The following is a 23,347-nucleotide window of genomic DNA, read 5'->3' as shown; positions in this document are numbered from 1 at the left end:
ATACTTTAATCATACTTTTTAATTAAAATAGTTAAAAATTTTTAAAGGAGAAGGTATGAAAAAGGTGCTTTTAGCCTCGCTTTTTGCTAGTTTAATCTACGCAAACGGCGAAGTTTATAGCGATATTGTAAAGCCGGTTTTTGCAGATGAAAACGCAAAAAGCTCAATCGGCAGACTTTTGCCGACAAATGGCGTTAAAATTCTAGAAAAAAGCGGTAAAAAGCTAAAAATACAGGTGCAAGGCTACCTAAACCCAGCCGCCCCAAATGTGCTTTATTACAGCGACAAGGATAGAATTTTCACCCTAGCTTTTGCAAAAACGGCGAATTTTAAAACAGAGCTTGTTAAAAAGGGCGAAAACGGCAAGTGGGATTTGGTAAAAACTAGCGTTTGGGTTGATGATGGCGACTTTTACGATGATGTAAAACCGCTATTTGCTCGTGCGGCTGAGATTTATCAAAACAGCTGTGGCGTGTGCCACTCGCTTCATCAGCCAAATCAATACAACGCAAATCAGTGGCCAAACTTGCTTAAATCAATGCTAAGCAGGACGGCGATTGAGAAGAAGGATGAGTGGTTGATAACCGAATACCTGCAAAAACACGCTAAATAAAAAAGGTGCTTGTCTTGCTTTGTTATACTTCGTTGATTTTAAAATTTCAATGCTCACATACTACGTGTATGCTCCGCTTGAAATTTTAAAATCGCCTAGTCTAACTTTGCAATACTTCGCACGAGTTATTTTTGGGTTTTTTGTGGGTTTTTCTCGTGGGTATCTTTTTTGCTCCACGAGATAGCCCCAAAAGTTTGTGAGATGATTTAAAAATGCGTTTAAATTTTTAAAGCCATCTTGCGATAAGGCGTTTTGTGGATTTTTGCGGTCAAAAAAGGTGCTTGTCTTGCTTTGTTATACTTCGTTGATTTTAAAATTTCAATGCTCACATACTACGTGTATGCTCCGCTTGAAATTTTAAAATCGCCTAGTCTAACTTTGCAATACTTCGCACGAGTTATTTTTATGTTTTGCAGGTTTTATTTCGTGGGTATCTTTTTTACTCCACGAGATAGCCCCAAAGGTTTGTGAGATGATTTAAATGGGTTTTTCTCGTGGGTATCTTTTTTACTCCACGAGATAATCTCAAATTATTTTTGTGAATTTTGAGTTCAAACTAAATTTTCAGCGGTTTAACCGCCAAAAAAAGGAGAAAAAATGAAAAGACGAAGTTTCTTAAAGGGCTTAGCGGCTGTGCCTTTGCTTTCAAGCGTAACGGCTAAAAATTTACTTGCAGATAGCCTAAATACCGGGTTAGTTAAAAACGGCGAAGTATTTACCGCCGCTCACTGGGGTATGCTAAACGTGCAGGTTAAAGACGGCAAGGTCATCGGCTCAAAGCCGTATCAAAAAACGAGCGACGTTTATAATCCGCTTCAATACTATACTCACGACCTAGTTTATAAATCACGCATAAAATATCCGATGGTTAGAAAAAGCTACCTACAAAACCCAGATAGTCCAAAGCCAGAGCTTCGCGGTAAGGACGAGTGGGTGCGTGTGCGATATGAAGACGCCATTAAGCTAGTAGCTCGTGAGCTTAAAAAGACAAGGGCTGCTAAGGGCTTAGAGAGCGTATTTGCAGGGAGTTATGGCTGGAAATCAAGTGGTAACGTGCATAACTCGCGAATTTTGCTTCATAGATTTATGAATTTAAGCGGTGGATTTGTCGGCTCACTGGGCGATTACTCAACAGGTGCTAGTCAAATCATTATGCCTCACGTGCTTGGCACGATAGAGGTTTATGAGCAACAAACCAGCTGGCCTGTCGTGCTTGAAAGCTCAGAAGTAGTCGTTATTTGGGGTGCAAATCCGCTAGCGACCCTTCGTATCGCTTGGACTAGCACCGATGAGCAGGGCTTTATGTATTTTGAAAAACTAAGGGACAGCGGTAAAAAAATCATCATCATTGACCCGCTAAAAACCGAAACGGCTGAGTTTTTCAAAGACGCTATGTGGGTTACGCCGCGCCCAAATACCGATACGGCAATGATGCTTGGTATGGCTCATCATCTTTATACTAGCGGTAAATACGACAAGGAATTTATGGCAAACTACACGCACGGCTTTGAGAAATTCCTACCTTATTTGCTTGGCAAAACCGATAAAACGCCAAAAGACGCAAAATGGGCGAGTAAAATTTCTGGCGTGAGCGAAAAGATGATTAAAGAGTTAGCCGAGCTATTTTTTGCAAAACGCACGATGTTTATGAGCGGCTGGGGTATGCAGCGCGCTCATCACGGCGAGCAGCCACACTGGATGCTTGTAACGCTTTGTTCTATGCTAGGGCAAATCGGCTTACCGGGCGGTGGCTTTGGACTTAGCTATCACTACTCAAACGGCGGCGCTCCGACTTGCAAAGGCGCTGTAATTGGCGGTGTAAATAGCGCAAGCGTGGGTAAATTTAACGAAAAAGGCGAGTTTATCGGCACTGATAGCGGTGAATTTGATAAAAATGGTCGCTTTGTCGCAAAAGCGGTGGCTACGGCTGGGACTGGTCAGAGCTGGCTTCAAAAGGCGACAAACTACGCATTCCCAGTGGCTAGGATAGCCGATGCGCTTTTAAATCCTGGCAAAGTGATTAATCACAACGGCACAAAGATAACCTACCCAGACATTGACTTTATCTACTGGGTCGGCGGTAATCCGTTCGTTCATCATCAAGAGCTAAATCGCCTCGTAAAAGCGTGGCAAAAGCCAAGGACAATAGTCGTAAATGAGCCTTACTGGACGCCAACGGCTAAAATGGCTGATATCGTATTTCCAGTTACAACTGAGTATGAGAGAAACGACATAACGATGACTGGGGATTATTCAAATATGAATATCGCTCCGATGAAGCAGGTCGTTGAGAAATTTGCAGAGGCGAAGGACGATTATCAAGTATTTACCGACCTTTGCAAGGCTTACGATGAGCGTTTGGCTATCGCATTTACTGATAACGGCAAGAGCGAGTTTGACTGGATAAGAGAGTATTATGAAGCAGCGCTAAATCAAGTAAGCCAAATCCCTGATTTTGTAAATCCGATGAAGCCGTTTGATGAGTTTTGGAGCGAGAATAAGCCAGTTACATTTAGCTCAACCCCAGAGAGCGATGGCTGGGTAAGATACGCTGAATTTAGAGAAGATCCGATCCTAAACGCACTTGGCACGCCAAGCGGCCTTATTGAAATTTACTCTGAAACGATTGAGAAAATGGGCTATGAAGACTGCAAACCGCACCCTATGTGGTATGAGCCGATTGAGTGGCTAGGTATGAAGGATAAGCCGGCGAAATTTCATATGATCTCAGCTCACCCGACAGACCGCCTTCACTCGCAGTTTAGCAACACCACGCTTCGTGATAAATACGCCGTGGCAAATCGTGAGCCAATCTGGATAAACGAAGAGGATGCAAAGGAGCTTGGCGTAAAAGACGGCGATTTGGTGCGTGTGTTTAATAAACGTGGCGAAGTGGTAGCTGGTGCAAAGGTAACAAAAAATATCCTAAAAGGCGTGGTAAAACTAGCCGAGGGCGTGTGGTATGACCCAAGCGAGAGCGGACTTTGCAAAAACGGTTGCCCAAATGTGCTAACCATAGACATACCGACCTCACAGCTAGCAAACGGCAACATAAGCCACACAGCACTAGTAAATATTGAGAAATTTAAGGGCGTCGCACCAGAGCTTAGTGCATTTAGCGACCCAAAAATGAGCTAAATTTTGCTAAAATGCTCCATTTTAAAAGGATAGAAAATGGAGCGAATGCTTGCTAAAAATTTAGATGTTTTAGAGAATTTCTTAGATGACCCAAGCGACAACCTTAGTGTTCGTGGCTTTTTAATGAGCGTTTTTCGCTTTTGCGATGACGCTCTAACTCAAATAATGGCGACAAATAACAGCCTGAAATTTGGCCTTGACGGCTTTGAAATTTTGCGTGAATTTTTGCAAAAAAACGGCACAAAAGATTTAAGCGAGATAGAATTTAGCGAATTTTTAAATACCGCAAAGGCAATCACCCTGCAAAAAGAGCCACTAAACGAGCTTTTTAAACGCACAAAACGCACAAACGACACAAAATATGAGGTGTTTTAATACACCCCAACGGCTTGTCGCACTTTGTCTATTATCGGTGTAGCAATGGCTTTTGCCTTTTTTGCGCCTTGGCTTAAAATTTGCTCCACTTCATCGCTGTGATTTTTGTAATACTCAAATTTCTCGCGCGCATCTTTAAAATACTCCCAAATAAGCTCATTTAGATACATTTTAAAGTGTCCGTGTCCCTCGCCACCACGCTCGTAACGTGCTTTTAGTGCATTTTGTCCGCTCTCATCTAAAAATAGCTTTGCGATGTTATAGACGTTGCAAGTTTGCCATTGCTTTGGTGCTTCAAGCGGTTCTGATGTCGTTACTATTGAGCCGATTTGCTTTTTTAAGCCTTTTTGGTCGTTAAAAATTTCAATCGTATTGCCATAGCTTTTACTCATTTTTGCCCCGTCGGTGCCAGGCACGACAGCGACATTTTCATCAACTCTAAACTCAGGTAGTTTTAAAATCTCGCCGTGTTCGTTGTTAAATTTAAGCGCTATATCACGAGCGATCTCAACGTGCTGGATTTGATCTTTGCCCACTGGCACGACGTCTGCGCCAAATAGCAAAATGTCAGCTGCCATTAAAACTGGATAGCTAAAAAGTCCGTGATTTGCGCTTATGCCCTTTGCGACCTTGTCCTTGTAGCTATGAGCGCGCTCTAAAAGTCCCATTGGCGTGTATTGGCTTAGCACCCAGTAAAGCTCTAAGACCTCTTTTATGTCGCTTTGCACCCAAAATGTCGCTCTATCAGGATTGACGCCGAGTGCTAAAAACGCAGCTGCTGCTTCAAGTGTGTTTGCCCTTAAAATTTTAGCGTCCGCAACCGAAGTCATAGCGTGATAGTTTGCGATGAATATAAACATATCTTCGCTATCTTGTGCCTTTATCATCTGTTTTATGCTTCCAAAGTAGTTGCCGATGTGTAGTTTGCCACTTGGTTGAAGACCGGTTAAAGTTCTCAAAATTTTCTCCTTTTTTGGCTTCGTCTTTTTAGTGCTTTTTAATGATTTCGTAAAAATTTCGCTTTTAAACCTATCTGGCTAGCCTTGCTTATTTTTACTTCAAAGCATAAAAATCATCTAAAAATACTTCGCCATTTTTTAAAATTCACATTTTATCTTTAAAAGCGTCATTGCCAACACGGCAACTCCCTTGTAAAATACTCGGTCGCCTAGCCTAGCTTAAAGATATAAGCCAAGACTTTTTTAAATTTACGTTTTTAAATTTCGCTTTTAAACCTATTTGGTTAGCCTTGCTTATTTTTTACGAAAGCATTAAAATCAGCTAAAAACTTTGCTAAATTTTTACGATTTTTCGTATCTCTTTTGCTATCTGTTTTGGCGTTTTATTCTCTACTTCTATGATAAAATCAGCCTTTTTTGCGTAAATTTTCTCACGCAAATTAAAAAGCTCCTTTGCCTTATCAAGGTTTTGCAAAAGCGGTCGTTTGGCAAATTTTTTCTCGCTGTTTTGGCTTTTTTGCATCTTTTGTATAATCGCTTCAAAGCTTGATTTTAAATAGATGATTTTGCCGATTTTGCCTAGCCCTTTGACATTGACAAATCCGCCACCAGTTGAGATTATGGTGTTTTTTACATTTTTGGCTAGAAATTTTGCCAAATCCCGTTCAAGCTCCCTAAAATACGCCTCGCCCTTTGTAGCAAAAATTTCGGTTATTTTTTGATTCTCTTTGCTTTGGATTAAGTCATCGCAGTCAAGATTAAACCTGCCAATTAGCTTTGATAACGCCCTAGCCGTGGCACCCTTGCCAACGCCCATAAAGCCGATTAAAACTAAATTTTCACTGCTCTTCATCGCTAACCTCCCCACGTTTTTTTGGTATAAAAATAATTGGCACGCCACTAAGTTTAAAACTAGCCCTTAGCTTATTTGCAAGATAGCGTTTGTAGCTAAAATGCAACGCCTTTGGGCGATTCATAATCAGAGCTATTTTTGGCGGTGCATAGCCAAACTGCACGGCGTAGTAAATTTTCACGCTTTTGCCCTTATCGTGTGGCAGTGGGTGCGTTTTGGTCGCTTCTGTGATGACTTCGTTTAGTTTTGAAGTTTGCAATTTTTGCGTGAAATTTTCATAAATTTCGTTTATCAAATCATAAAGTTTATGCACTCTTTTACCGCCAAGTGCCGAAATGCTAATGATTGGTGCGTAGGCTAGGAATTTAAAGCGGTCTTTTATATCCTTACAAAGCGTGTCAAACTCTATCTGGCTCTTATCCCATTTGTTTAAAACGATGATTATGCCTAGCTCAAATTTAGAAGCCACCCCAGCGATACGCTCATCAAGCTCGCTTAAAGGCTCGCTAGCGTCAAGCACAAGTAGGGCGATATCTGCTTGTTCTAAAATTTTCTCGGTGCGGTTTAGGGCGTATTTTTCAATGCCTTCAATCTTACCACGACGCCTAATCCCAGCCGTATCAACAAACTCATAAATCCTGCCCCCTTGCTCGTAAATTTCATTTACTGGGTCAATTGTCGTGCCTGCAATATCGCTAACAACGGCACGGCTGTCTTTTACAAGGGCATTTAAAAGGCTGCTTTTGCCGACATTAACGCGTCCGATTATGCCTACTTTTATGTTTTTATCTTTGAAATTTTCAACGCTAATTTCGCCGTTATCATCATACTCATCTAAAAAATCGTCAAAATCATCGCTTAAATCGGCTTTTATCTCATCTTTTAGCTGTTTTTCTATCCACTCATTTAGCTCGTCAATGCCGACATTGTGGCTTACAGAGATATTAAAAACATCTTTTGCCCCAAAGCTAATAAACTCCCACGACCTAGCCTCATCTTTTTTGCTATCAACCTTATTTATCACGAGTGCTATTGGCAGATTTAGTCCGCTAAGCTCGTAAAATAGGGCTTTATCCTCATCATCTGGCATTAGCTTGCCATCTACCATATAGATTATGGCGTCTGAATTTTTAGCCTCGTTTAGTGTCTTTTTTTTGACATTTTTAAAAAGCTCTGAGCTATCATCAAGTCCGCCACTATCAACGATTATGCAACTTTTGCCGTAAATTTCAACCACGGCTTTGTTTGTATCTCTTGTCGTGCCAGCCGTATCTGAGGTGATTGCTATTCGCTGTTTTGCCAAGCGGTTAAAAAGCGAGCTTTTGCCGACATTTGGTTTGCCTACTAAAATTATCTTTTGCACGTTTTGTCCTTATTTTGGGCGATATTATAGTTATTTTTTCATTAATTTAAGCCAAAATTTATTAAAATGTGAGTTTAAAATTTTAAAGGATTAGATTGTTTGCTAGATTAATCGCCAGAAATTTAGGCGTTTATTATATGATTATTGCTTCTGTTTTGTTTGCGACTACTGGGGCGTTTGCGAAAATTTTAAGTGCTGATTTACCAAGTATTGAAGTGGTATTTTTTAGAAATGTTGTTGGACTTTTTATAATTATTTATGCGATTTTTAAAAGCCCATTAAAACAAAAGGGCGGACACTTTTGGCTTTTGATGTTTCGCGGATTTATCGGCACTATGGCACTTTTTGCATTTTTTTACAATATCGCTCACATAAATTTAGGTGCAGCTTTTACATTTTCAAAAACCAGTCCGATTTTTACGGCAATTATTGCTGCAATTGTCTTTAAAGAGCGACTAAGTCTTAAAGGCTGGGGTGCGATTTTTTTAGGATTTGTGGGAATTTTGTTTGTTATTCAACCAAATTTAGGCATATCAAAATCCGACTGGTTAGGACTTTTTAGCGGTGTTGGAGCAGCACTTGCTTACACGAGCGTAAAAGAGCTAAAACGAAGTTATGATACTAGAACGATTGTCCTATCTTTTATGGCGTGGGGGTCGGCTTTGCCGCTTGTTTTTATGGCTTTGGCTGAAAATTTTAGCTATGAACCGCTTGACTTTTTACTCTCGCCATTTGTTATACCAAGTCTTAAAAACTGCATTTTAATCCTTTTAATGGGCGTTGCTGGACTAATTTTTCAAGTGTATTTAACAAAGGCTTACGCCGCAAGTCCAAAGGCTGGCGTGGTCGCAGCCGTGAGCTATCTTGATGTGGTTTTTACCATTTTTATCGGATTTTTTTTAGGCGACGCTCTGCCAAATCACGTCGCATTTTTTGGTATAATGCTAGTCATTTTTAGCGGTATTATCGTAGTAAGGGAGAAGTGATGATTTTAATAGCAGGGCCGTGTGTGATTGAGAGCGAAGAGCTTGTGATGGCAGTCGCTGAGCGTTTGGCGAAATTTAATGATAATAAGCGAATAGATTTTTATTTTAAGTCAAGTTTTGATAAGGCAAATCGCACGAGCATTAGTTCGTTTCGTGGCCCGGGACTTGAAAAGGGTTGTGAAATTTTAGCTCGTGTGAAAGAGAAATTTGGCTTTAAAATTTTAACCGATATTCACGAGAGCTATCAGGCGGAGCCGGTCTCACAGGTGGCTGACGTGCTTCAAATTCCAGCGTTTTTGTGTCGCCAGACTGATTTGCTAGTAGCCGCTGCAAAAACGAGCGCGGTCGTAAATATCAAAAAAGGGCAGTTTTTAGCGGCTAGTGCGATGAAGCATAGCGTCAAAAAAGTGCTTGAAACGCGCGGAATTTTAGCCGATGGATACGAAGCGGCGCGCGAAAACGGCGTGTGGCTAACGGAGCGCGGTAATAGCTTTGGATACGGCAACCTTGTCGTGGATATGCGAAATCTCGTGCTTATGCGTGAATTTGCGCCGGTGATTTTTGATGCCACGCACTCGGTGCAAATGCCTAGCGCGCTTGGCGAAAAGAGCGGTGGGGACGCTAAATTTGTGCCGTATTTAGCACGTGCGGCGGCCAGTGTAGGCGTGGATGGATTTTTTTACGAAACGCACATAAATCCGTGCGAAGCACTATGCGACGGACCAAATATGCTAAGCTTAGACGAGCTTGATAAGGTTGTAGAGCAGACGATGAAAATACAAGAGATTTTAGGGTAAAAATTATGCAGTTTGGAATGCAAAAGATAAGTGAAGATAAAATAAGACAACATGCTGGTATTTTGCTAAAATTTGAAGATACCAAAGAGGCACGAAGTGGGGTTGGGCAAATTACGACATTTAATCAGCTTGGCTTTGATGGTATTAATCAAAAGCCAGATGGTTGGTATTTTCCATATGATATAAACGATACAGCAATTGTTTTAGAAACCAAGGCTTACGAACCAAATTCAAATTTAAACTCGAATTTAACACAGCTTGAAGAATATATAAAAATAACCCAACGAAAATATAATCAAGTTGTCGGAATTTTATACAATGGTAATGAGGCGATAATATATAAAAACGATAAATTTTATCGCGAAGACAACGAGCTTTTTAGCAAAGACTATTATCTTAAACTCTTTACGCAAAGTAGCATTGACAAACCAAAAATTTACTCTTGCACAAAATCCATTAATGATAATTTACATACGAATTTTGGCATAAATAACCTAAAACACAGGATGATTTTTACAGCTTGTGCCTTAGTCGCTGATAGAAAGGGTGCTAATTTAAATGGACTAAAAGGTAGAGATTTTGCTACACTACAAGGCGAAATTATTAAGACGCTAGAAAATTCTTACAGCGAACAAAAGGCTCTAAATTTAAAACTGGATATCATAAAAGAGCAATTTAATCTCATAAGTTTTAATTACACAAAAAATCAAAAGGCTATTGATAGTTTTATTGATGATGTTATTGCAATTTCTGGCTATATAAAAGCTGAAAGTTGGAACGGCGAAGATGTGATGGGAATTTTCTTTAATGAATTTACTCGTTATAAAGGTAAAAGTGAAGCTGGGCAAGTTTTTACTCCCGACCATATTACAAGCTTAATGTATCGCATTGCAAATGTAAATTACAAAGACAATGTTCTTGATGCGTGTTGCGGAAGTGGTGCATTTTTAGTAAAATCTATGAATAATATGATAAACGAAGTCGGCGGAAATTTTAATGAAAACGCCGTAAGACAGATACAAAACGAGAGACTTTTTGGTATAGAATTTGATAAAGAACTTTTTGCATTAGCTTGTGCTAATATGCTTATCCATAAAGATGGCAAAACGAATTTAACTCACGATGACGCTAGGAGTGAAGCGGCTTGCGAGTGGATAAAGAGCAAGAAAATAACAAAAGTTTTAATGAACCCACCTTATGAGAATAAATTTGGTTGTTTGCCGATAGTAAAAAATGTGCTTGATAATGTAGAAAGCGGAGCTATTTGTGCGTTTTTGTTGCCTAGTAATAAACTTGAAGTCGGTAAAAAACAAGTTTTAAAATGGCTCAAAAAACACTCTCTTTTAAAAATTATAAAACTACCAAAGGAAATCTTTACTAGGGTAAAAGGTGCTGCTGAAACGTCTATTTTTATTTTTAAAGCTCACGAACCGCAGGGAAATAAGGAAATTTTTGGTTGCTATATAAAAGAAGACGGACTAGAAACCGTTAAAAATCAAGGTCGCCACGACCTAAAAGGCAAATGGCAAGAGCTTGAAGATTTTTGGGTGGATGTGATATATAAACAAAGTGGTGATGAAAGCTGCCAGTGGATAAAACCAAACGAAAGTTTGCAATACAAAATGCCTGAACCTAAATTTGAGATAACCGAGCAGGATTTTAAAAAAGTAGTGCTTGATTATATGCTTTTTGAAAATGGCATTGATAAAAAGGAGTTTGAAAAAACTATTTTAGAGAGCGTTTTGTATGGAAGTGATATAAATTTAGATGAAGATGAAATAAAAATTAAGGTTTGAATTTGGAGTATGAAGAATTTAAAATAGCAGATGTTTTTATCATTGAAACTGGAGCAAATATCTCACAAAATGAATTAAATTCCGGGAAAACTCCAAGAATATCTGTAACCAATTTAAATAATGGTATTTCTGGGTATTATAGTGATTTGTCGTCAAAAAATTATAGAATTCAAGAAAATTTTATATCTTTATCCTTTTTGGGAACTTGTTTTTATCATCCGTATAGAGCAAGCTTAGATATGAAAGTTCATTGTTTAAAGCCGATTAAACGTTGTCTTAATAAATATATCGCTTTATTTTTGGTAAATCTCTTTAAAAAGTCGTTTAATGGTGTTTATAATGATCAAATCTCAAGCACCGATTTAAAAAAATCATACATACAACTCCCTGTAACTAGCGGTAATATTGATTTCGACTTTATGGAAAACTATATAAAGAATATAGAAGCTAAAATGCAAAAGTTGATTTTATATTATAATATGCTTGCCAATCGAGAGAGAGAGAGAGAGAGAGAGAGAGAGAGAGAGAGAGAGAGAGAGAGAGTAAATCGCGCGGCGATTTTACTGATATTTATACTTCAAATTCTCATTTATCAAACTTTATCAAAGAGGCTATTATGCAGATAGCCCAAAGTCTTTTTGATAAATTAAATGTAAAATGGGGTAATTTCAAGCTTATTGATTTATTTGAATACGAAAGAGGTTCAAGGCTTACAAAAAACAATCGTCAAAGTGGTGCTTATCCGCTTGTGACGGCAGGTGAAACGAATTTGGGTGTAAAAGAATTTATAAGCAACGAAAACCAAAAGATTTTCAATAATGCAATTACGATTGATATGTTTTGTAATTCCTTTGTGCATATCAAGGATTTTTGTTGTGATGATAACGTATTGGTATTAAAATCAAAAAATAATATAAGTATATATGTTATGCATTTTATAAGTGCCATTATTAATAAGGATAAATTTAATTTTGGTTACGGAAAACAGTATAGACAAAACACATTAGAAAAACATATCATATTGTTGCCAATTGATGATTTTGGCAATCCAAATTTTACTTTAATGGAAAATTTTATAAAAGAAATTAAACAAAACCACACGCAAAAACTCATAAATTATTATAGATTTTTGGAAAATCGAGAGAGTAGAATTTGATTTTAATGAATATGAGGATTTTATAGATATAAAATGGCAAAAGTATAAAGTTAGTGATTTATTTAATATTAGTGGTAGCAAAACCACGCCAAAAGCTAAATTAGAACTAATTGGCAAAGGCAAATTCCCATATATTACGACACAAGCCATAAATAATGGTATAGCTGGTTATTACAACTTTTTTACAGAGCTTGGAGATTGTTTAACGATAGATAGTGCAGTTTTAGGAACATGCTTTTATCAAAAAGAAAATTTTAGCGCCTCTGATCATGTTGAAATTTTACGCCCTAAATTTAAAATGAATGAAAAATTAGCATTTTATTTTTGTTCTATTTTAAATAAAAATATAAAGATACTAAATTATGCATACAACAAAAAAAGAAGTCAAACTGCCATAAAAAATGAGATTGTATTTTTACCGACAAAAAATAACCAAATTGATTTTGATTTTATGGAAAAATATATTTACAAAATACAAAAACGAACACAAAAATTAATTTATATTAACAAAAAATCAAACATAATCACTATTTAACTTTTATAATTTTTTTGCTAAAATCAAGAAAATTTTAAAGGACAAAAATGAAAATAATTGAAGGCAAACTACGCTTAAATGGCGATGAGAGAGTTGCGATAATAAACGCTAGGTTTAATCATATCATAACCGACCGCTTGGTTGAGGGTGCGCGTGATGCGTTTTTACGCCACGGCGGAGATGAGGCGAATTTAAGCTTGATTTTGGTGCCTGGTGCGTTTGAAATTCCTATGGCACTGCAAAAGGTGCTTGAGAGCGGTAAATTTGACGCCGTGTGCTGTGTGGGAGCGGTGATTCGTGGCTCTACACCGCACTTTGACTACGTTTCAGCTGAAACCACAAAGGGCATTGCAAACATCACGCTAAAATACGGACTGCCAGTAACTTTTGGTGTTTTAACGGTTGATAATATAGAACAAGCCATTGAAAGAGCTGGCTCAAAAGCCGGCAACAAGGGCTTTGAGGCGATGACTGGCGTCATTGAAATGCTTAGCCTTTATAAAAGCTTAAAGGCGTAAAATGGCTACTCGTCATCAGGCTAGACAAGCGGTAGTTTCGCTACTTTACGCACACGAAATGGGCAGCAGTAGCGATGAGTTTATAGGTGAGTTTTTAGAAGAAAAAAAGATACGAAATGAGCGAAAAACTCAGGCGAGTGATACGTTTAGGCAGATTTTGGCTAAGCAAAATGAGATTGATGAAATTTTAAAATCGCACCTAAAAGACGGCGATATCAGCAAGGTCGGCGTGGTTGAGAGAGCGATTTTAAGACTTGCCATTTTTGAGATTAGCCTTGGCGATACGGATAGGGCTGTCATCATCAACGAAGCGGTCGAGCTTGCAAAAGAGCTTACAAGCGACACCAGCCCACGATTTATAAATGGCGTTTTGGGTGCGATAAAATGAAACTTTGCGTTGCCCTTGATATGGCTAGTCGTGATGAAAATTTAAACCTAGCAAGGGAGCTTAAAGGGCTTGATTTGTGGCTAAAAGTAGGGCTTAGGGCGTATTTACGCGACGGAGCGGAGTTTGTCAATGAGCTTAAAAATTTGGGTTTTAAAATCTTTTTGGATTTAAAAATTCATGACATACCAAACACCACGGCTGACGCTGCAGAGGTTATCGCAAATTTAAACGTTGATATGATAAACATCCACGCAAGTGCCGGAGAGCGCGCGATGAGTGAGGTAATGGCACGTCTAAACGCCCTGCCACGTCGCCCACTCGTGCTTGGCGTATCAGCGCTTACTAGTTTTAGCGATGATGAGTTTAGGGCGGTTTATAACGATAGCATTGAAAATGCGGTGCGAAAATTTAGCCTTAGCGCTTACCTGGCCGGGCTTGATGGTATGGTCTGCTCGGTCTTTGAAAGCAAGATGATAAAAGACGCCACAAACGCAAAATTTCTAACCCTAACGCCCGGCATTCGCCCATTTGGCGAAAGCACAGATGATCAATCAAGAGTGGCTGACTTAAACACGGCAAAAGAAAATTTAAGCGATTTTATCGTGGTTGGTCGCCCAATTTATAAGGCACAAAACCCACGCCTTGTGGCAGAGAAAATTTTAAACGCAATTTAAATCAAAACACACCAGCATTTAAGCAAAATCGGGGTCAATACCCCCGCTCAATGCTGCCGACTTTGACGCCAAATTCCTGTTTTACGATGTCAGCGACCTGCTCTTTGCTGATTTGTGGCGATAAAATTTTAATGTAGTGCTTAATGCTAAAACTTGACTGAGATTTATTGCTAAAAATAAACAGCTTTGTGTTTGTCCCAAAGCTCATTCTAGCGCTCTCTACGTTCTCAACTAGCTTTTGTGCCTCAAAGCCCTTCACGCCCTCATCAATAAAAATCAGCCCATACGGCGTGGTTTTTAAATCGTGCTTAAACTCATCAAAGTTGTTTGCTATCGTGATAAATTTGCTAAATTCTGGCAAGGCACTCGTGATGATTTTATTCTCAATGCTAGATTTCTTAAAGATAAGGATATTTTGGCTTTTTGCGTAGGTGCTTTCGCTCTTTGAGAATGCATCAAAATTCACAATAAAGCTCGTTAAAATGCGGTTTAGCTCCTTTTTGCTAAATGGCTTTTTTATGCAATCATCAAAGACTTCAAGCGCTTGGCTTGATGAGACGTGGCTGGTGTTTGATATCATTGCCACCATTGGCGTGTGCTTTGAAATTTCGCTTGATTTGTATTTTTTGGCGATCTCAATACTATTTACGCCAAGCAGTCCAGTATCCATAAAAATCACATCAAAGTTGCGTTTTTTGATGATTTCAAGGATATTTCGGTATTCATTTATCGCCGTAATCTCCACGTTGTAGCGTTCAAAGGCGTATTTGATTAGGTTTAAATTTATAATATTATCCTCTAAAATCAAAATTTGTGGCTTGTTTAGGATGAATTTTTGCGTGTCATCAAGGCTGACATTACTTTGTAAATACTGCAAAATTTTTGACGGCGTGAGTGGGTCTCGTAGTTTGATTAGGTGCTTGATTTGCGTGCCTTGGTTATCTTTATTGCTTCTTGTAAAGATCACATCAAAATCATCTTGGGTTTTGATTTTGTTAAAATTTGTAAATGTTTCAAACCCAAAATGCATACCCATCATCGTCTCTTTGAAAAATTCGTTGTATTCTTCGTCGGTGTCGCTAATGTAGGCGATTTTTATATCTCTTATGAAACGCTCTTTTTGCTTTTGTATATCGTGAGTTTTTAGGACTAAGGTAAATGAAAATTCGTTGCCGGTATCTTTTGCGCCATTGATTTCAAGGTTTGAGCCGAGCGATTTTAGGTAGATATTTGAGATAGAGAGCCAAAATGAGATAAACTCATCTTTAATGCTTGGCACTTTATGCTCATCAACCGCTTGTATATCATATCTGCCCATAAAATCGGCGTTGTTTTTAATATCAACTCTAATCGTTGAAATATCGGCGTTTTCGTTATCACTCGCCTGTCTTATCTCCACGCTTACCTTTGCGTATTGGCTGCATTGATAAATCGCACACGAAAGGACGTTTGAGATTATGCTAATTATCTTATTTTTATCGCCACTTAGCTCGTTTTTGATGCGTGGATCAACAAATGTTACGTAGTTTATCTGCTTGTCTTTTATCTCATCAAGGCGAGATTCAAGAGTGATTTTGAAAATTTCTTGCGGGTCAAACTCGGTATTTTCAACCACGATATTTCGGCTTTCAAAGTGGATAATTTTTTCTATATTGCTTAAATCCACCGATAGTTTTGAGTAGTTTTCTTCAAGGACATTTATGGCTTTTACCTGCTCGGCTGAGGTCAGGGTTTTTCGCAAAAATGCAAGACTTTGGAATTTATCTAAGAAATTTAGCTTGTGTTTTTTTGAAATTTTCTCTAAATAGCCGTTTTTTATGTTGTTAAACTCGTTTAAATACTCAAATGAGCGTCTTAAATCGTTATAAGATTTTGCAAAATACTCTAAAATTTTATAGCCTGAAATATCCTTTTTGCTTGCGTCAATTTGCACTCTAACGCCGTTTATTGCATTTTGTAGATTAATCGTGGTTTTAACGCCCCTAGCTAGTGCAAAAAACATAAATAACACAGCAAAAGCGGTGGTTATAAAGATTAAAACCCACATTTCATAAAACTGCAAAAGGTGCTTGTTGGCTATTGAAAGCTCGGACTCAACGATGTTTGAAACTTCAATTAAAAATGAGAATTTATCACGCTCAAACTCATCAATTTTTGCTAAATTTTCTTTTGAAATGATTGGGTTATTGCCTTCAAGGATTGAAAAAAGCAGTTCGCCCATTTTGCCAATTGTGCTTGAAATTTCGGACGCTTCAATGAATTTTGACACCCTTAGTCTTGATTCTTCTGTTGGCAAGTAGCTTGTGTTTAGTGCTTCAAGATCTCTATTTATTAGCCACCTGCCGACACTTTTTTTGCCGATTTCTTCGTTGTTTATGATGGCTTGGGCTATGTATTCTCTATCTAAATTTAGATTATTTGTGCTTTGATAAATTAGCGAGAGTGCGACTATGTAATCTCTAATGCTCTCGCTGGTTTCTTCGTTATTGATAAACTGGGCGTAGTTTTCGTTAATAAAGCTATTTATGTGGCTATAAAAGCTAAAAAAGATTGTTGAGTATTTTATCGCATCGTCCATATTGTCGCGAATCGCATTAATCTGTGTGGTAAGCGAAGTAATGCTCTCGTCGCTTCTAGCGTCAAGCAAGGCACTAACATCATCATCAGTCCTACTTCTAGCAAAGGCGATTTCATCGGCACTTGGCGTTTGGCTTGTGATTGCGTTTCGCTCACGCATTAGTGAGCGGACTACGTTTTTAAACAAAATTTGTTCATTTATCGTATTTGCAAGGGTTTGCGAAAACATCATCTTATCAAGAAAAAAGTAACTAGCGTAAAAACTGCCAAGCGTGATTAAAAGTAGCGGTGTTAGGATTAAATAGTGTTTAAGATCTTTCATATGTTTCCCTGATATTTTCTAAGCAGTAAATCAAGCTCATCAATAAAATCCTTTGCGTTTAAAATAAGCTCGCTAAGGTCGTTGCTGTCTGAGTTTTGAATATCTGTGTAAATTTTTACAAGTGGTGTGATATGTAAATTCATCGCTGGTTCTTTTAGCTTTGAGATTAGCTTTTTAATGCCAAGCGTGTTATACGCCATCATCGCACTTTGGATTGCAATGTCGTTTTTTCGCACGTTTTGGATATAAAGCTTTAAATAGCCGACAAACTCATCTTTTTCAAGGTGTAAGAAATTTCTGGTTGTTTCAAGCCATTTTTCATCAATAAATGTCGGTTTGTAAGTTTGCGCGATCTCTTTTTTTTGTGTGCTAAGAAGCAACGGCAAGCGAAGTTCTATGCTGTTTTCGTTCGGATTTTTCGCCTCATCTTCGCTAAATGAGGTGTTTTCGTGAATGAGTTCAAGCTCATACATTTTTTTAAATCCCTCTAAATAAATAGGGTGTGCCTTTGCAATAGCCGTGGCGACGTGCCCTGTTTTTGTCTTTAAAAATAGCTTTTTTAGGTTGTTTGTTGAGCTTAAAATGGTTTGTAAAAATTTTACCTTTTCATCTTTTTTGGTCCCTTGAATGATATCATCAAGGTCGTTGTGAAGTGATAAAAAGTCATCAAGGCTCTCATAACCTAGAATTTCTAGGGCTTTTTTACCCATACCGATGAGCTTAAACTGGTCGTTATATACTATCAACTTTTATCCTTAAATAACTTATCTGCCACGCTTTTGTTTGTTAGCTTTGCTATCTCATCATAAGTAGCGTTGTGGATTTTATCAAAACTTCCATAAAATTTTACTAATTTAGAAATTGAGCCCTCGCTTATGCCAAGCTCTTTAAGTTTTGAGCTGTTTTTGGCGTTTTTATCACGAATTTTGCGGTGAAAACTAATTACAAATCTATGTGCTTCATCTCTTAATTTTTGAAAAAATTGCAGTTTTTTATCGTTTGGGCTAAGTGAAAATTTCGCATTTTGCGTGTAAATTTTATCATTTGCACTGCCCTTTGCTCTGTGTGCTTTGGCGTCAATTTTCTCTTTTGAGATAGCGATGACATCAACGTTTGCGCCGCTTGAAGCTAAAATTTCTCTTGCTAAGCTAAGCAACGCCTCTCCGCCGTCAATGACCCACAAATCAGGCGGACTTAGCTTATCAAACCTTAACGCCCTTGATGTTAGGCTCTCTCTCATTTGCTCGTAATCATTTGTGCTTTTTAGGTGCGTGTGGCGGTATTTTTCTTTGATAAACTCGCCGTTTTCATAGCGGATAAATGCCCCAACGCTTGCCTGTCCAAACAGATGAGAGTTGTCAAAACACTCAATGGTATAAGGCGTGTGAGTTAGGTTAAAATACTCTTTTATCTCATCAATTAGCGTATCTTTTTTGTGGTTTTTTATGCTTAGTTCTGCGTTTTTTAGGGCTATTTCGCAAATTTTGCGTTTTTCGCCAGTTTTTGGGCTAGTAATGCTAAATTTCTTGCCGTGGCGAGTGGATAGAATCTGGCTAATTAAATCCATATCATCAAACTCATCAAGCGTGTAAATTTTCGTGCTTGTTAGCGGAGTGTCAATGCTAAAACTATCAAGTAAAACCTGCTTATAAATCTCGCTAATCTCGCCCTGCTGTGCGTTTAAAATTTCACTTTTTACACCGCTTATTTTGCCGCTAATAACGCTAAAACGAACGATACAAAATAGCTCGTTTTTAGCACAAATGGCAAATACTTCAAAATCTTGCAGTTTTGCGATATCAACCTCAATGTTTGTTTGCATATTTTTTAGTGTGTTTATCTGATCTCTTGTAGTGGCAGCTGCTTCGTAGTTTTGGGCTTTTGCGTAGGTTTGCATTAAAATTTCAAGTCTAGAAATTAGCAAATTTGGATTTAAAATAGCGTTTGTTGCATCTTTGACAATCTTTGCGTATTCATCTTTTGAAATTTTGCCCTCACAAGGTGCGTGACAGCGGTTGATTTGATAGAACAAACACGCCTTTTTGCCCTTTAAACAAGAGCCTTTTTGAGCTAGTTTATAGTTTAGATAAAGTGCGTCTAAAAGCTCACGAGAGCCGGTAAAAAATGGTCCAAAGTAGCGGATATTTTTGCCTTTTATAACCTTTCTAGTTATCTCAAAACGTGGGAACTCATCATCTAAATTTACAAAAATGTATGGGTAGGTTTTGTCATCACGAAGCAAAATGTTGTATTTTGGTTTTAGCTGTTTGATGAAGGAATTTTCAAGGATTAGTGCGTCTGCTTCGGTGTTTGTGATGATGTATTCAAGGTGGGTTGTTTCGCTTATCATCTTTGAAATTCTAGGGCTTAGCTTTGGCGAGGGGGCTAGGGTTGGCGTGAATGAAAAGTAGCTTTTTACCCTGTTTTTTAAAATTTTAGCCTTACCGACATAAAGTAGGCGATTTTGCGCGTCAAAATACTGATAAACGCCCGGGTTATTTGGTAGATTTTTAAGCTCTTCGTTTAGCAATTTTGCCCTTTAAAATTTCTCGTAACTCTTCAAATTTATTATAAATTTCAGCCGTTTTTGCATTATTTTTAAACTCCGCTTTGCTTCGTGGGGGATTTGGCGTGTATAAAATTTGTTGATATGGGTCTTTTACGTGCGTGAATTTTAGCTCTTTGGCGATAAAAAAGCTTATCTCTTTTACATCCTTAAAAACAGAATTTTCATTCTGGCTTAATATCTTTTTTAATAAGGCTTTTATCATAGTTATATTATTATCGTGCTTTAACTCTAAGAGTGCAACTGGGTGCTTTACTACAAAAAAGAGCGTTTCGTTTTTTACGTAGCAAAAGTGGATTAGGGCTTGGTGCGTCTTGTTTAAAAGCAGGACTAAATCACGGCACTGCTTAGCGTTATTTAGCTTAAAAAACAGGGGATTTTTATAAAAATGTGTTTCAATCAAAAATTTAGCGTCTTTCATAAGGCGATTTTAGCATTTTTTGCATTAATTTTTCTTACGGCGTGTGGTTATAAGGATAATCCGTTTTATTCGCCAAGTGATAAAAGTGAGCATAAAACCGAACGGCTAAATAAATTTTAAATTTAGCCCAAATAAAGTAAAATTGCAAAATTTTAAAATCCAAAGGAGATTTAATGAGATTTTTTAGCGTTTTAGCACTGCTTTTTGCCTTTGCTTTTGGTAGTGGTGGCGAAGCACACGCACAGCAAGATTTGACAATGACGTGGATAGGAATTTTATGTCTTATCGTCTTTGTAGTCGGATACTTTTTCATAGCTGCTGAGGAGGTTTTTCACATAAATAAGGCAAAACCTGCGATGTTTATCGGCACTGCTATGTTCTTTTTAATTGGCACGTATATGGTGCTAAATGGGCTTGATTTGCACCCACTTCAAGGCAAGATTGACCACCTGACAATTGAAGTGGCACAAATTGTCTTTTTCTTAATGGTAGCGATGACTTACATTGAGGCGTTAATAGATAGAGATGTCTTTAACACGCTAAAATACAACTTAGTTTCAAAGGGCTTTACCTATAAAAAGCTATTTTGGCTAACTGGCTTAATCGCATTCTTTTTAAGCCCAGTGGCTGATAACCTAACAACAGCCCTAATCCTTTCAACCGTGCTTTTAACGATAGATAAAGATAATAAGCCGTTTTTGGTGGCTGGTGCGATAAATATCGTCGTAGCCGCAAATGCCGGTGGTGCGTGGAGTCCGTTTGGCGATATTACGACGCTTATGGTTTGGGCAGCTGGCAAGGCGCCGTTTATTGACTTTCTAGCACTATTTCCAGCTTCAATCATCGGCTGGGCAGTTACAGCATTTTTACTATCTAGATATGTCCCAGAGGGTAGCCCACACTTTGATGCTAAGAGCGAAAAGAGAGTGACGATAAAACCGGGCGGCAAGGCTATCATCGCGCTTGGCGTTTTAACGATAACTTCTGCCGTTTTAGGCCATAACTTCTTTCACTTACCAGCGATGTATGGTATGATGTTTGGCTTTTCACTACTTAGTCTTTATGTTTATTACTTTAAAAAGGCGTATAAAAACGAAGAGCCAATGCACGTATTTCACTTTATGTCAAAGATAGAACACGACACGCTTTTATTCTTCTTTGGAATTCTCTCAGCCGTTGGGGCATTGCACTTCTTAGGATTTTTAGAGTATCTAATCGCACTTTATGATAAGCTTGGTCAAAGCCCTGTAAATATCGCTGTTGGCTTTGTTTCAGCTATCATTGATAACGTCCCTGTTATGTCAGCAGTTTTAAATGCAAATCCAAAAATGGGGCTTGATCAGTGGCTACTTGTTACTCTTACAGCTGGTATTGGTGGGTCGCTTATTAGCTTTGGCTCGGCTGCTGGTGTTGGTGTAATGGGCAAACTTCGTGGAATTTATACGTTTGGCGCACATATGAAACTTGCTTGGACGGTTTTAGCAGGTTATATCGTTTCGCTTGTTGTTTGGTATGTGCAGTTTGAAATTTTAGGATTATTTTAATGAAAACAGCAGATATTATCGTCCTTGATTTTGGCTCACAATACACGCAAATAATCGCTAGAAAGCTAAGAGAGCAGGGCTTTTATGCTGAAATTTTGCCGTTTAACGCACCGCTTGAAGCGATCAAGACAAAGTCGCCAAAGGGCATAATTTTAAGTGGTGGCCCAGCTAGTGTTTATGCTAGTGACGCATATTTTTGTGATAAGGGTGTGTTTGAGCTTGGTGTGCCGCTACTTGGAATTTGCTATGGTATGCAACTTCTTGCTCATCACTTTGGTGCAAATGTAGAGGCTGCAAACAAAAAAGAGTATGGCAAGGCTACGCTAAACGTGCTTGATAGCCATATTTTGTTTAAAGATACGCCAAATTCTCAAATCGTGTGGATGAGCCACTCTGACGTGGTTTTAGAGCTACCAGAGGGCTTTAAGCCACTGGCACGTAGTGAGCATTCGCCGTTTTGTGCTTTTGGTGATGATAAACGCAAATTTTATGCGTTTCAGTTTCACCCAGAGGTCGCTCACAGCGAGTTTGGCTACTTAATGCTTAAAAATTTTGCAAAGCATATTTGTGGATGTGAAAGCACGTGGAATATGGGAAGCTTTGCAAAAGCTCAAATGGAGAAAATCAAAGCCGAAGTTGGCGACGACAAGGTGCTTTGTGCGGTTAGCGGTGGCGTTGATAGCTCGGTAGTTGCCGCACTTTTAGCGCACTCAATAAAAGAAAATTTAATAGTAGTTTTTGTAGATAACGGACTACTTAGAACAAACGAGCGTGAGCAGGTAGAAAATACCTTTAAAACGCGTCTTGGCGTGGATTTGATCGTTATTGACGCTAGTGAGCTATTTTTGAGTAGATTAGCCGGTGTGACTGATCCAGAGAAAAAGCGAAAGATAATTGGCGAAACGTTCATTGAGGTCTTTGATAAAGAGGCTAAAAAGCATAAAAATGTAAAATATTTAGCACAAGGCACACTTTATACCGACATAATAGAAAGCTCTGTCGCTGGTGCTGGTAAAACGATAAAAAGCCACCACAACGTGGGCGGACTGCCGTCGTGGATGGAATTTAAGCTCATTGAGCCTTTAAAAGAAATTTTTAAAGATGAGGTTAGAAAGCTAGGCTTAGAGCTTGGACTTGCTCGTGATTTAGTCTATCGCCACCCATTCCCGGGCCCCGGACTTGCTATTCGCATTATGGGCGAGGTAAATACGCCAAGCTTAGAGCTTTTAAGAAAAGCTGATGTGATACTTCGCGATGAGCTTAAATCAAGTGGCTGGTATGATAAGACTTGGCAGGCATTTTGTGTGCTTTTAAATGTTAATTCTGTTGGAGTTATGGGTGATAACCGCACTTATGAGAATGCAGTTTGCATACGCGTTGTTGATGCAAGTGACGGTATGACGGCTAGTTTTTCACGTCTGCCCTACGATCTGCTTGAAAACATAAGCAAACGTATCATAAATGAGGTCAGCGGGATAAATAGAGTGGTTTATGATATTAGCTCAAAGCCACCAGCGACGATTGAGTGGGAGTAAGGGCGTTTTTTGAAACCGCCCTGCTTGTCTTTTTGTTTATGTCTTGTTAAATTTTGGTGTGCGGTTACGTATAGCTTTTTGCTTTTTGCTTCGGTTTAAAACGCTAATTTATAGCGTTTTAAATTCACCTTCGCTCACCTACTCGCTTCGGCTCGTCGCCAAGCAGTTGGCGACTTTTTGTCTCACTTCTGCTTGCGACCCACTCGGTCGCTCCGTTTAAAATCTAAATTT

Annotated in this window: 22 protein-coding genes; 15 read left to right on the top strand and 7 right to left on the bottom strand. The window is 38.5% G+C overall.

The window, feature by feature from the left end:
* Window positions 1–55 precede the first annotated feature (55 nt).
* The 3 genes from NYG85_RS06790 (at window position 56) to NYG85_RS06780 (ending at window position 4,126) form a co-directional block, all read left to right on the top strand.
* Entirely contained in the window at window positions 56–613 is a 558-nt protein-coding gene (locus tag NYG85_RS06790; RefSeq protein WP_284937733.1) for a cytochrome C, read from the top strand.
* A 597-nt stretch (window positions 614–1,210) separates the two neighbouring features.
* Window positions 1,211–3,751, top strand: coding sequence for a molybdopterin-dependent oxidoreductase (locus NYG85_RS06785; protein ID WP_284937732.1), 2,541 nt, complete (start codon window positions 1,211–1,213; stop codon window positions 3,749–3,751).
* Window positions 3,752–3,787: 36 nt separating this feature from the next.
* Window positions 3,788–4,126 (top strand): hypothetical protein, encoded by a 339-nt coding sequence (locus tag NYG85_RS06780; protein WP_284937731.1) that lies wholly within the window; start codon window positions 3,788–3,790, stop codon window positions 4,124–4,126.
* Here NYG85_RS06780 and trpS read toward each other — a convergent pair.
* The 3 genes from trpS to der form a co-directional block, all read right to left on the bottom strand.
* The gene (gene trpS / locus NYG85_RS06775) at window positions 4,123–5,085 is read right to left on the bottom strand and encodes a tryptophan--tRNA ligase (protein ID WP_284937730.1); all 963 of its coding nucleotides are present in this window, start codon (window positions 5,083–5,085) and stop codon (window positions 4,123–4,125) included. The two genes, NYG85_RS06780 and trpS, sit on opposite strands and share 4 nt — an antisense overlap.
* A 334-nt stretch (window positions 5,086–5,419) precedes the next feature.
* Window positions 5,420–5,938 (bottom strand): shikimate kinase, encoded by a 519-nt coding sequence (locus NYG85_RS06770; RefSeq protein WP_284937729.1) that lies wholly within the window; start codon window positions 5,936–5,938, stop codon window positions 5,420–5,422.
* Window positions 5,925–7,301, bottom strand: coding sequence for a ribosome biogenesis GTPase Der (gene der, locus NYG85_RS06765; RefSeq protein ID WP_284937728.1), 1,377 nt, complete (start codon window positions 7,299–7,301; stop codon window positions 5,925–5,927). Before der ends, NYG85_RS06770 begins: the two co-directional genes overlap by 14 nt.
* A 95-nt stretch (window positions 7,302–7,396) precedes the next feature.
* Between der and NYG85_RS06760 the strand changes: the two genes are divergently transcribed.
* The 9 genes from NYG85_RS06760 to pyrF are packed head-to-tail and all read left to right on the top strand — an operon-like array spanning window position 7,397 to window position 14,151.
* Window positions 7,397–8,287, top strand: a complete 891-nt coding sequence (locus tag NYG85_RS06760; protein ID WP_284937727.1) for a DMT family transporter — start codon at window positions 7,397–7,399, stop codon at window positions 8,285–8,287.
* On the top strand, window positions 8,287–9,084 hold the full coding sequence (gene kdsA, locus NYG85_RS06755) for a 3-deoxy-8-phosphooctulonate synthase (RefSeq protein ID WP_284937726.1): 798 nt from the start codon (window positions 8,287–8,289) through the stop codon (window positions 9,082–9,084). Before NYG85_RS06760 ends, kdsA begins: the two co-directional genes overlap by 1 nt.
* 5 nt (window positions 9,085–9,089) lie before the next feature.
* The gene (locus NYG85_RS06750) at window positions 9,090–10,880 is read left to right on the top strand and encodes an HsdM family class I SAM-dependent methyltransferase (protein WP_284937725.1); all 1,791 of its coding nucleotides are present in this window, start codon (window positions 9,090–9,092) and stop codon (window positions 10,878–10,880) included.
* Between the two features lie 2 nt (window positions 10,881–10,882).
* Complete coding sequence (locus NYG85_RS06745) at window positions 10,883–11,506, top strand: restriction endonuclease subunit S (RefSeq protein ID WP_284937724.1); 624 nt, start codon at window positions 10,883–10,885, stop codon at window positions 11,504–11,506.
* Window positions 11,497–12,036 (top strand): restriction endonuclease subunit S, encoded by a 540-nt coding sequence (locus NYG85_RS06740; protein ID WP_284937723.1) that lies wholly within the window; start codon window positions 11,497–11,499, stop codon window positions 12,034–12,036. The genes NYG85_RS06745 and NYG85_RS06740 overlap by 10 nt, the downstream gene beginning before the upstream one ends.
* Window positions 11,996–12,571: a restriction endonuclease subunit S gene (locus NYG85_RS12160; protein WP_432264849.1), complete on the top strand. Its 576-nt coding sequence runs from the start codon at window positions 11,996–11,998 to the stop codon at window positions 12,569–12,571. Before NYG85_RS06740 ends, NYG85_RS12160 begins: the two co-directional genes overlap by 41 nt.
* Window positions 12,572–12,618: 47 nt before the next feature.
* A complete protein-coding gene (gene ribH / locus NYG85_RS06735; protein WP_034969200.1) occupies window positions 12,619–13,089 on the top strand; it encodes a 6,7-dimethyl-8-ribityllumazine synthase in 471 nt (156 codons plus the stop codon).
* A 1-nt stretch (window position 13,090) separates the two neighbouring features.
* Window positions 13,091–13,477: a transcription antitermination factor NusB gene (nusB, locus tag NYG85_RS06730; RefSeq protein ID WP_284937722.1), complete on the top strand. Its 387-nt coding sequence runs from the start codon at window positions 13,091–13,093 to the stop codon at window positions 13,475–13,477.
* Complete coding sequence (pyrF, locus tag NYG85_RS06725) at window positions 13,474–14,151, top strand: orotidine-5'-phosphate decarboxylase (protein ID WP_349252800.1); 678 nt, start codon at window positions 13,474–13,476, stop codon at window positions 14,149–14,151. The genes nusB and pyrF overlap by 4 nt, the downstream gene beginning before the upstream one ends.
* Before the next feature lie 34 nt (window positions 14,152–14,185).
* Here the strand turns inward: pyrF and NYG85_RS06720 are convergent, their stop codons facing one another.
* The 4 genes from NYG85_RS06720 to NYG85_RS06705 are packed head-to-tail and all read right to left on the bottom strand — an operon-like array spanning window position 14,186 to window position 20,019.
* Entirely contained in the window at window positions 14,186–17,050 is a 2,865-nt protein-coding gene (locus tag NYG85_RS06720) for a response regulator (protein ID WP_284937721.1), read from the bottom strand.
* Window positions 17,047–17,796 (bottom strand): hypothetical protein, encoded by a 750-nt coding sequence (locus NYG85_RS06715; protein WP_284937720.1) that lies wholly within the window; start codon window positions 17,794–17,796, stop codon window positions 17,047–17,049. Before NYG85_RS06715 ends, NYG85_RS06720 begins: the two co-directional genes overlap by 4 nt.
* Entirely contained in the window at window positions 17,793–19,580 is a 1,788-nt protein-coding gene (gene uvrC / locus NYG85_RS06710; protein WP_284937719.1) for an excinuclease ABC subunit UvrC, read from the bottom strand. Before uvrC ends, NYG85_RS06715 begins: the two co-directional genes overlap by 4 nt.
* Window positions 19,561–20,019, bottom strand: coding sequence for a hypothetical protein (locus NYG85_RS06705; protein ID WP_284937718.1), 459 nt, complete (start codon window positions 20,017–20,019; stop codon window positions 19,561–19,563). Before NYG85_RS06705 ends, uvrC begins: the two co-directional genes overlap by 20 nt.
* Here NYG85_RS06705 and NYG85_RS06700 point away from each other — a divergent pair.
* Genes NYG85_RS06700 through guaA form a run of 3 tightly spaced genes read left to right on the top strand, consistent with a single transcriptional unit; the run spans window position 20,005 to window position 23,116 of the window.
* Window positions 20,005–20,157, top strand: coding sequence for a hypothetical protein (locus tag NYG85_RS06700; protein WP_284937717.1), 153 nt, complete (start codon window positions 20,005–20,007; stop codon window positions 20,155–20,157). The two genes, NYG85_RS06705 and NYG85_RS06700, sit on opposite strands and share 15 nt — an antisense overlap.
* Before the next feature lie 53 nt (window positions 20,158–20,210).
* Window positions 20,211–21,581 carry a sodium:proton antiporter NhaD gene (gene nhaD / locus NYG85_RS06695; protein WP_284937716.1) on the top strand — a complete coding sequence of 457 codons (1,371 nt, stop codon included), beginning with the start codon at window positions 20,211–20,213 and terminating at the stop codon, window positions 21,579–21,581.
* The gene (gene guaA / locus NYG85_RS06690) at window positions 21,581–23,116 is read left to right on the top strand and encodes a glutamine-hydrolyzing GMP synthase (protein ID WP_284937715.1); all 1,536 of its coding nucleotides are present in this window, start codon (window positions 21,581–21,583) and stop codon (window positions 23,114–23,116) included. Before nhaD ends, guaA begins: the two co-directional genes overlap by 1 nt.
* The last annotated feature ends 231 nt before the right edge of the window (window positions 23,117–23,347 follow it).

Source organism: Campylobacter gastrosuis, from assembly GCF_030249845.1.
Classification (GTDB): domain Bacteria; phylum Campylobacterota; class Campylobacteria; order Campylobacterales; family Campylobacteraceae; genus Campylobacter_A; species Campylobacter_A gastrosuis.
Note: the sequence above shows the minus strand (reverse complement) of the source record. Positions and strands in the feature narration are given on the sequence as shown.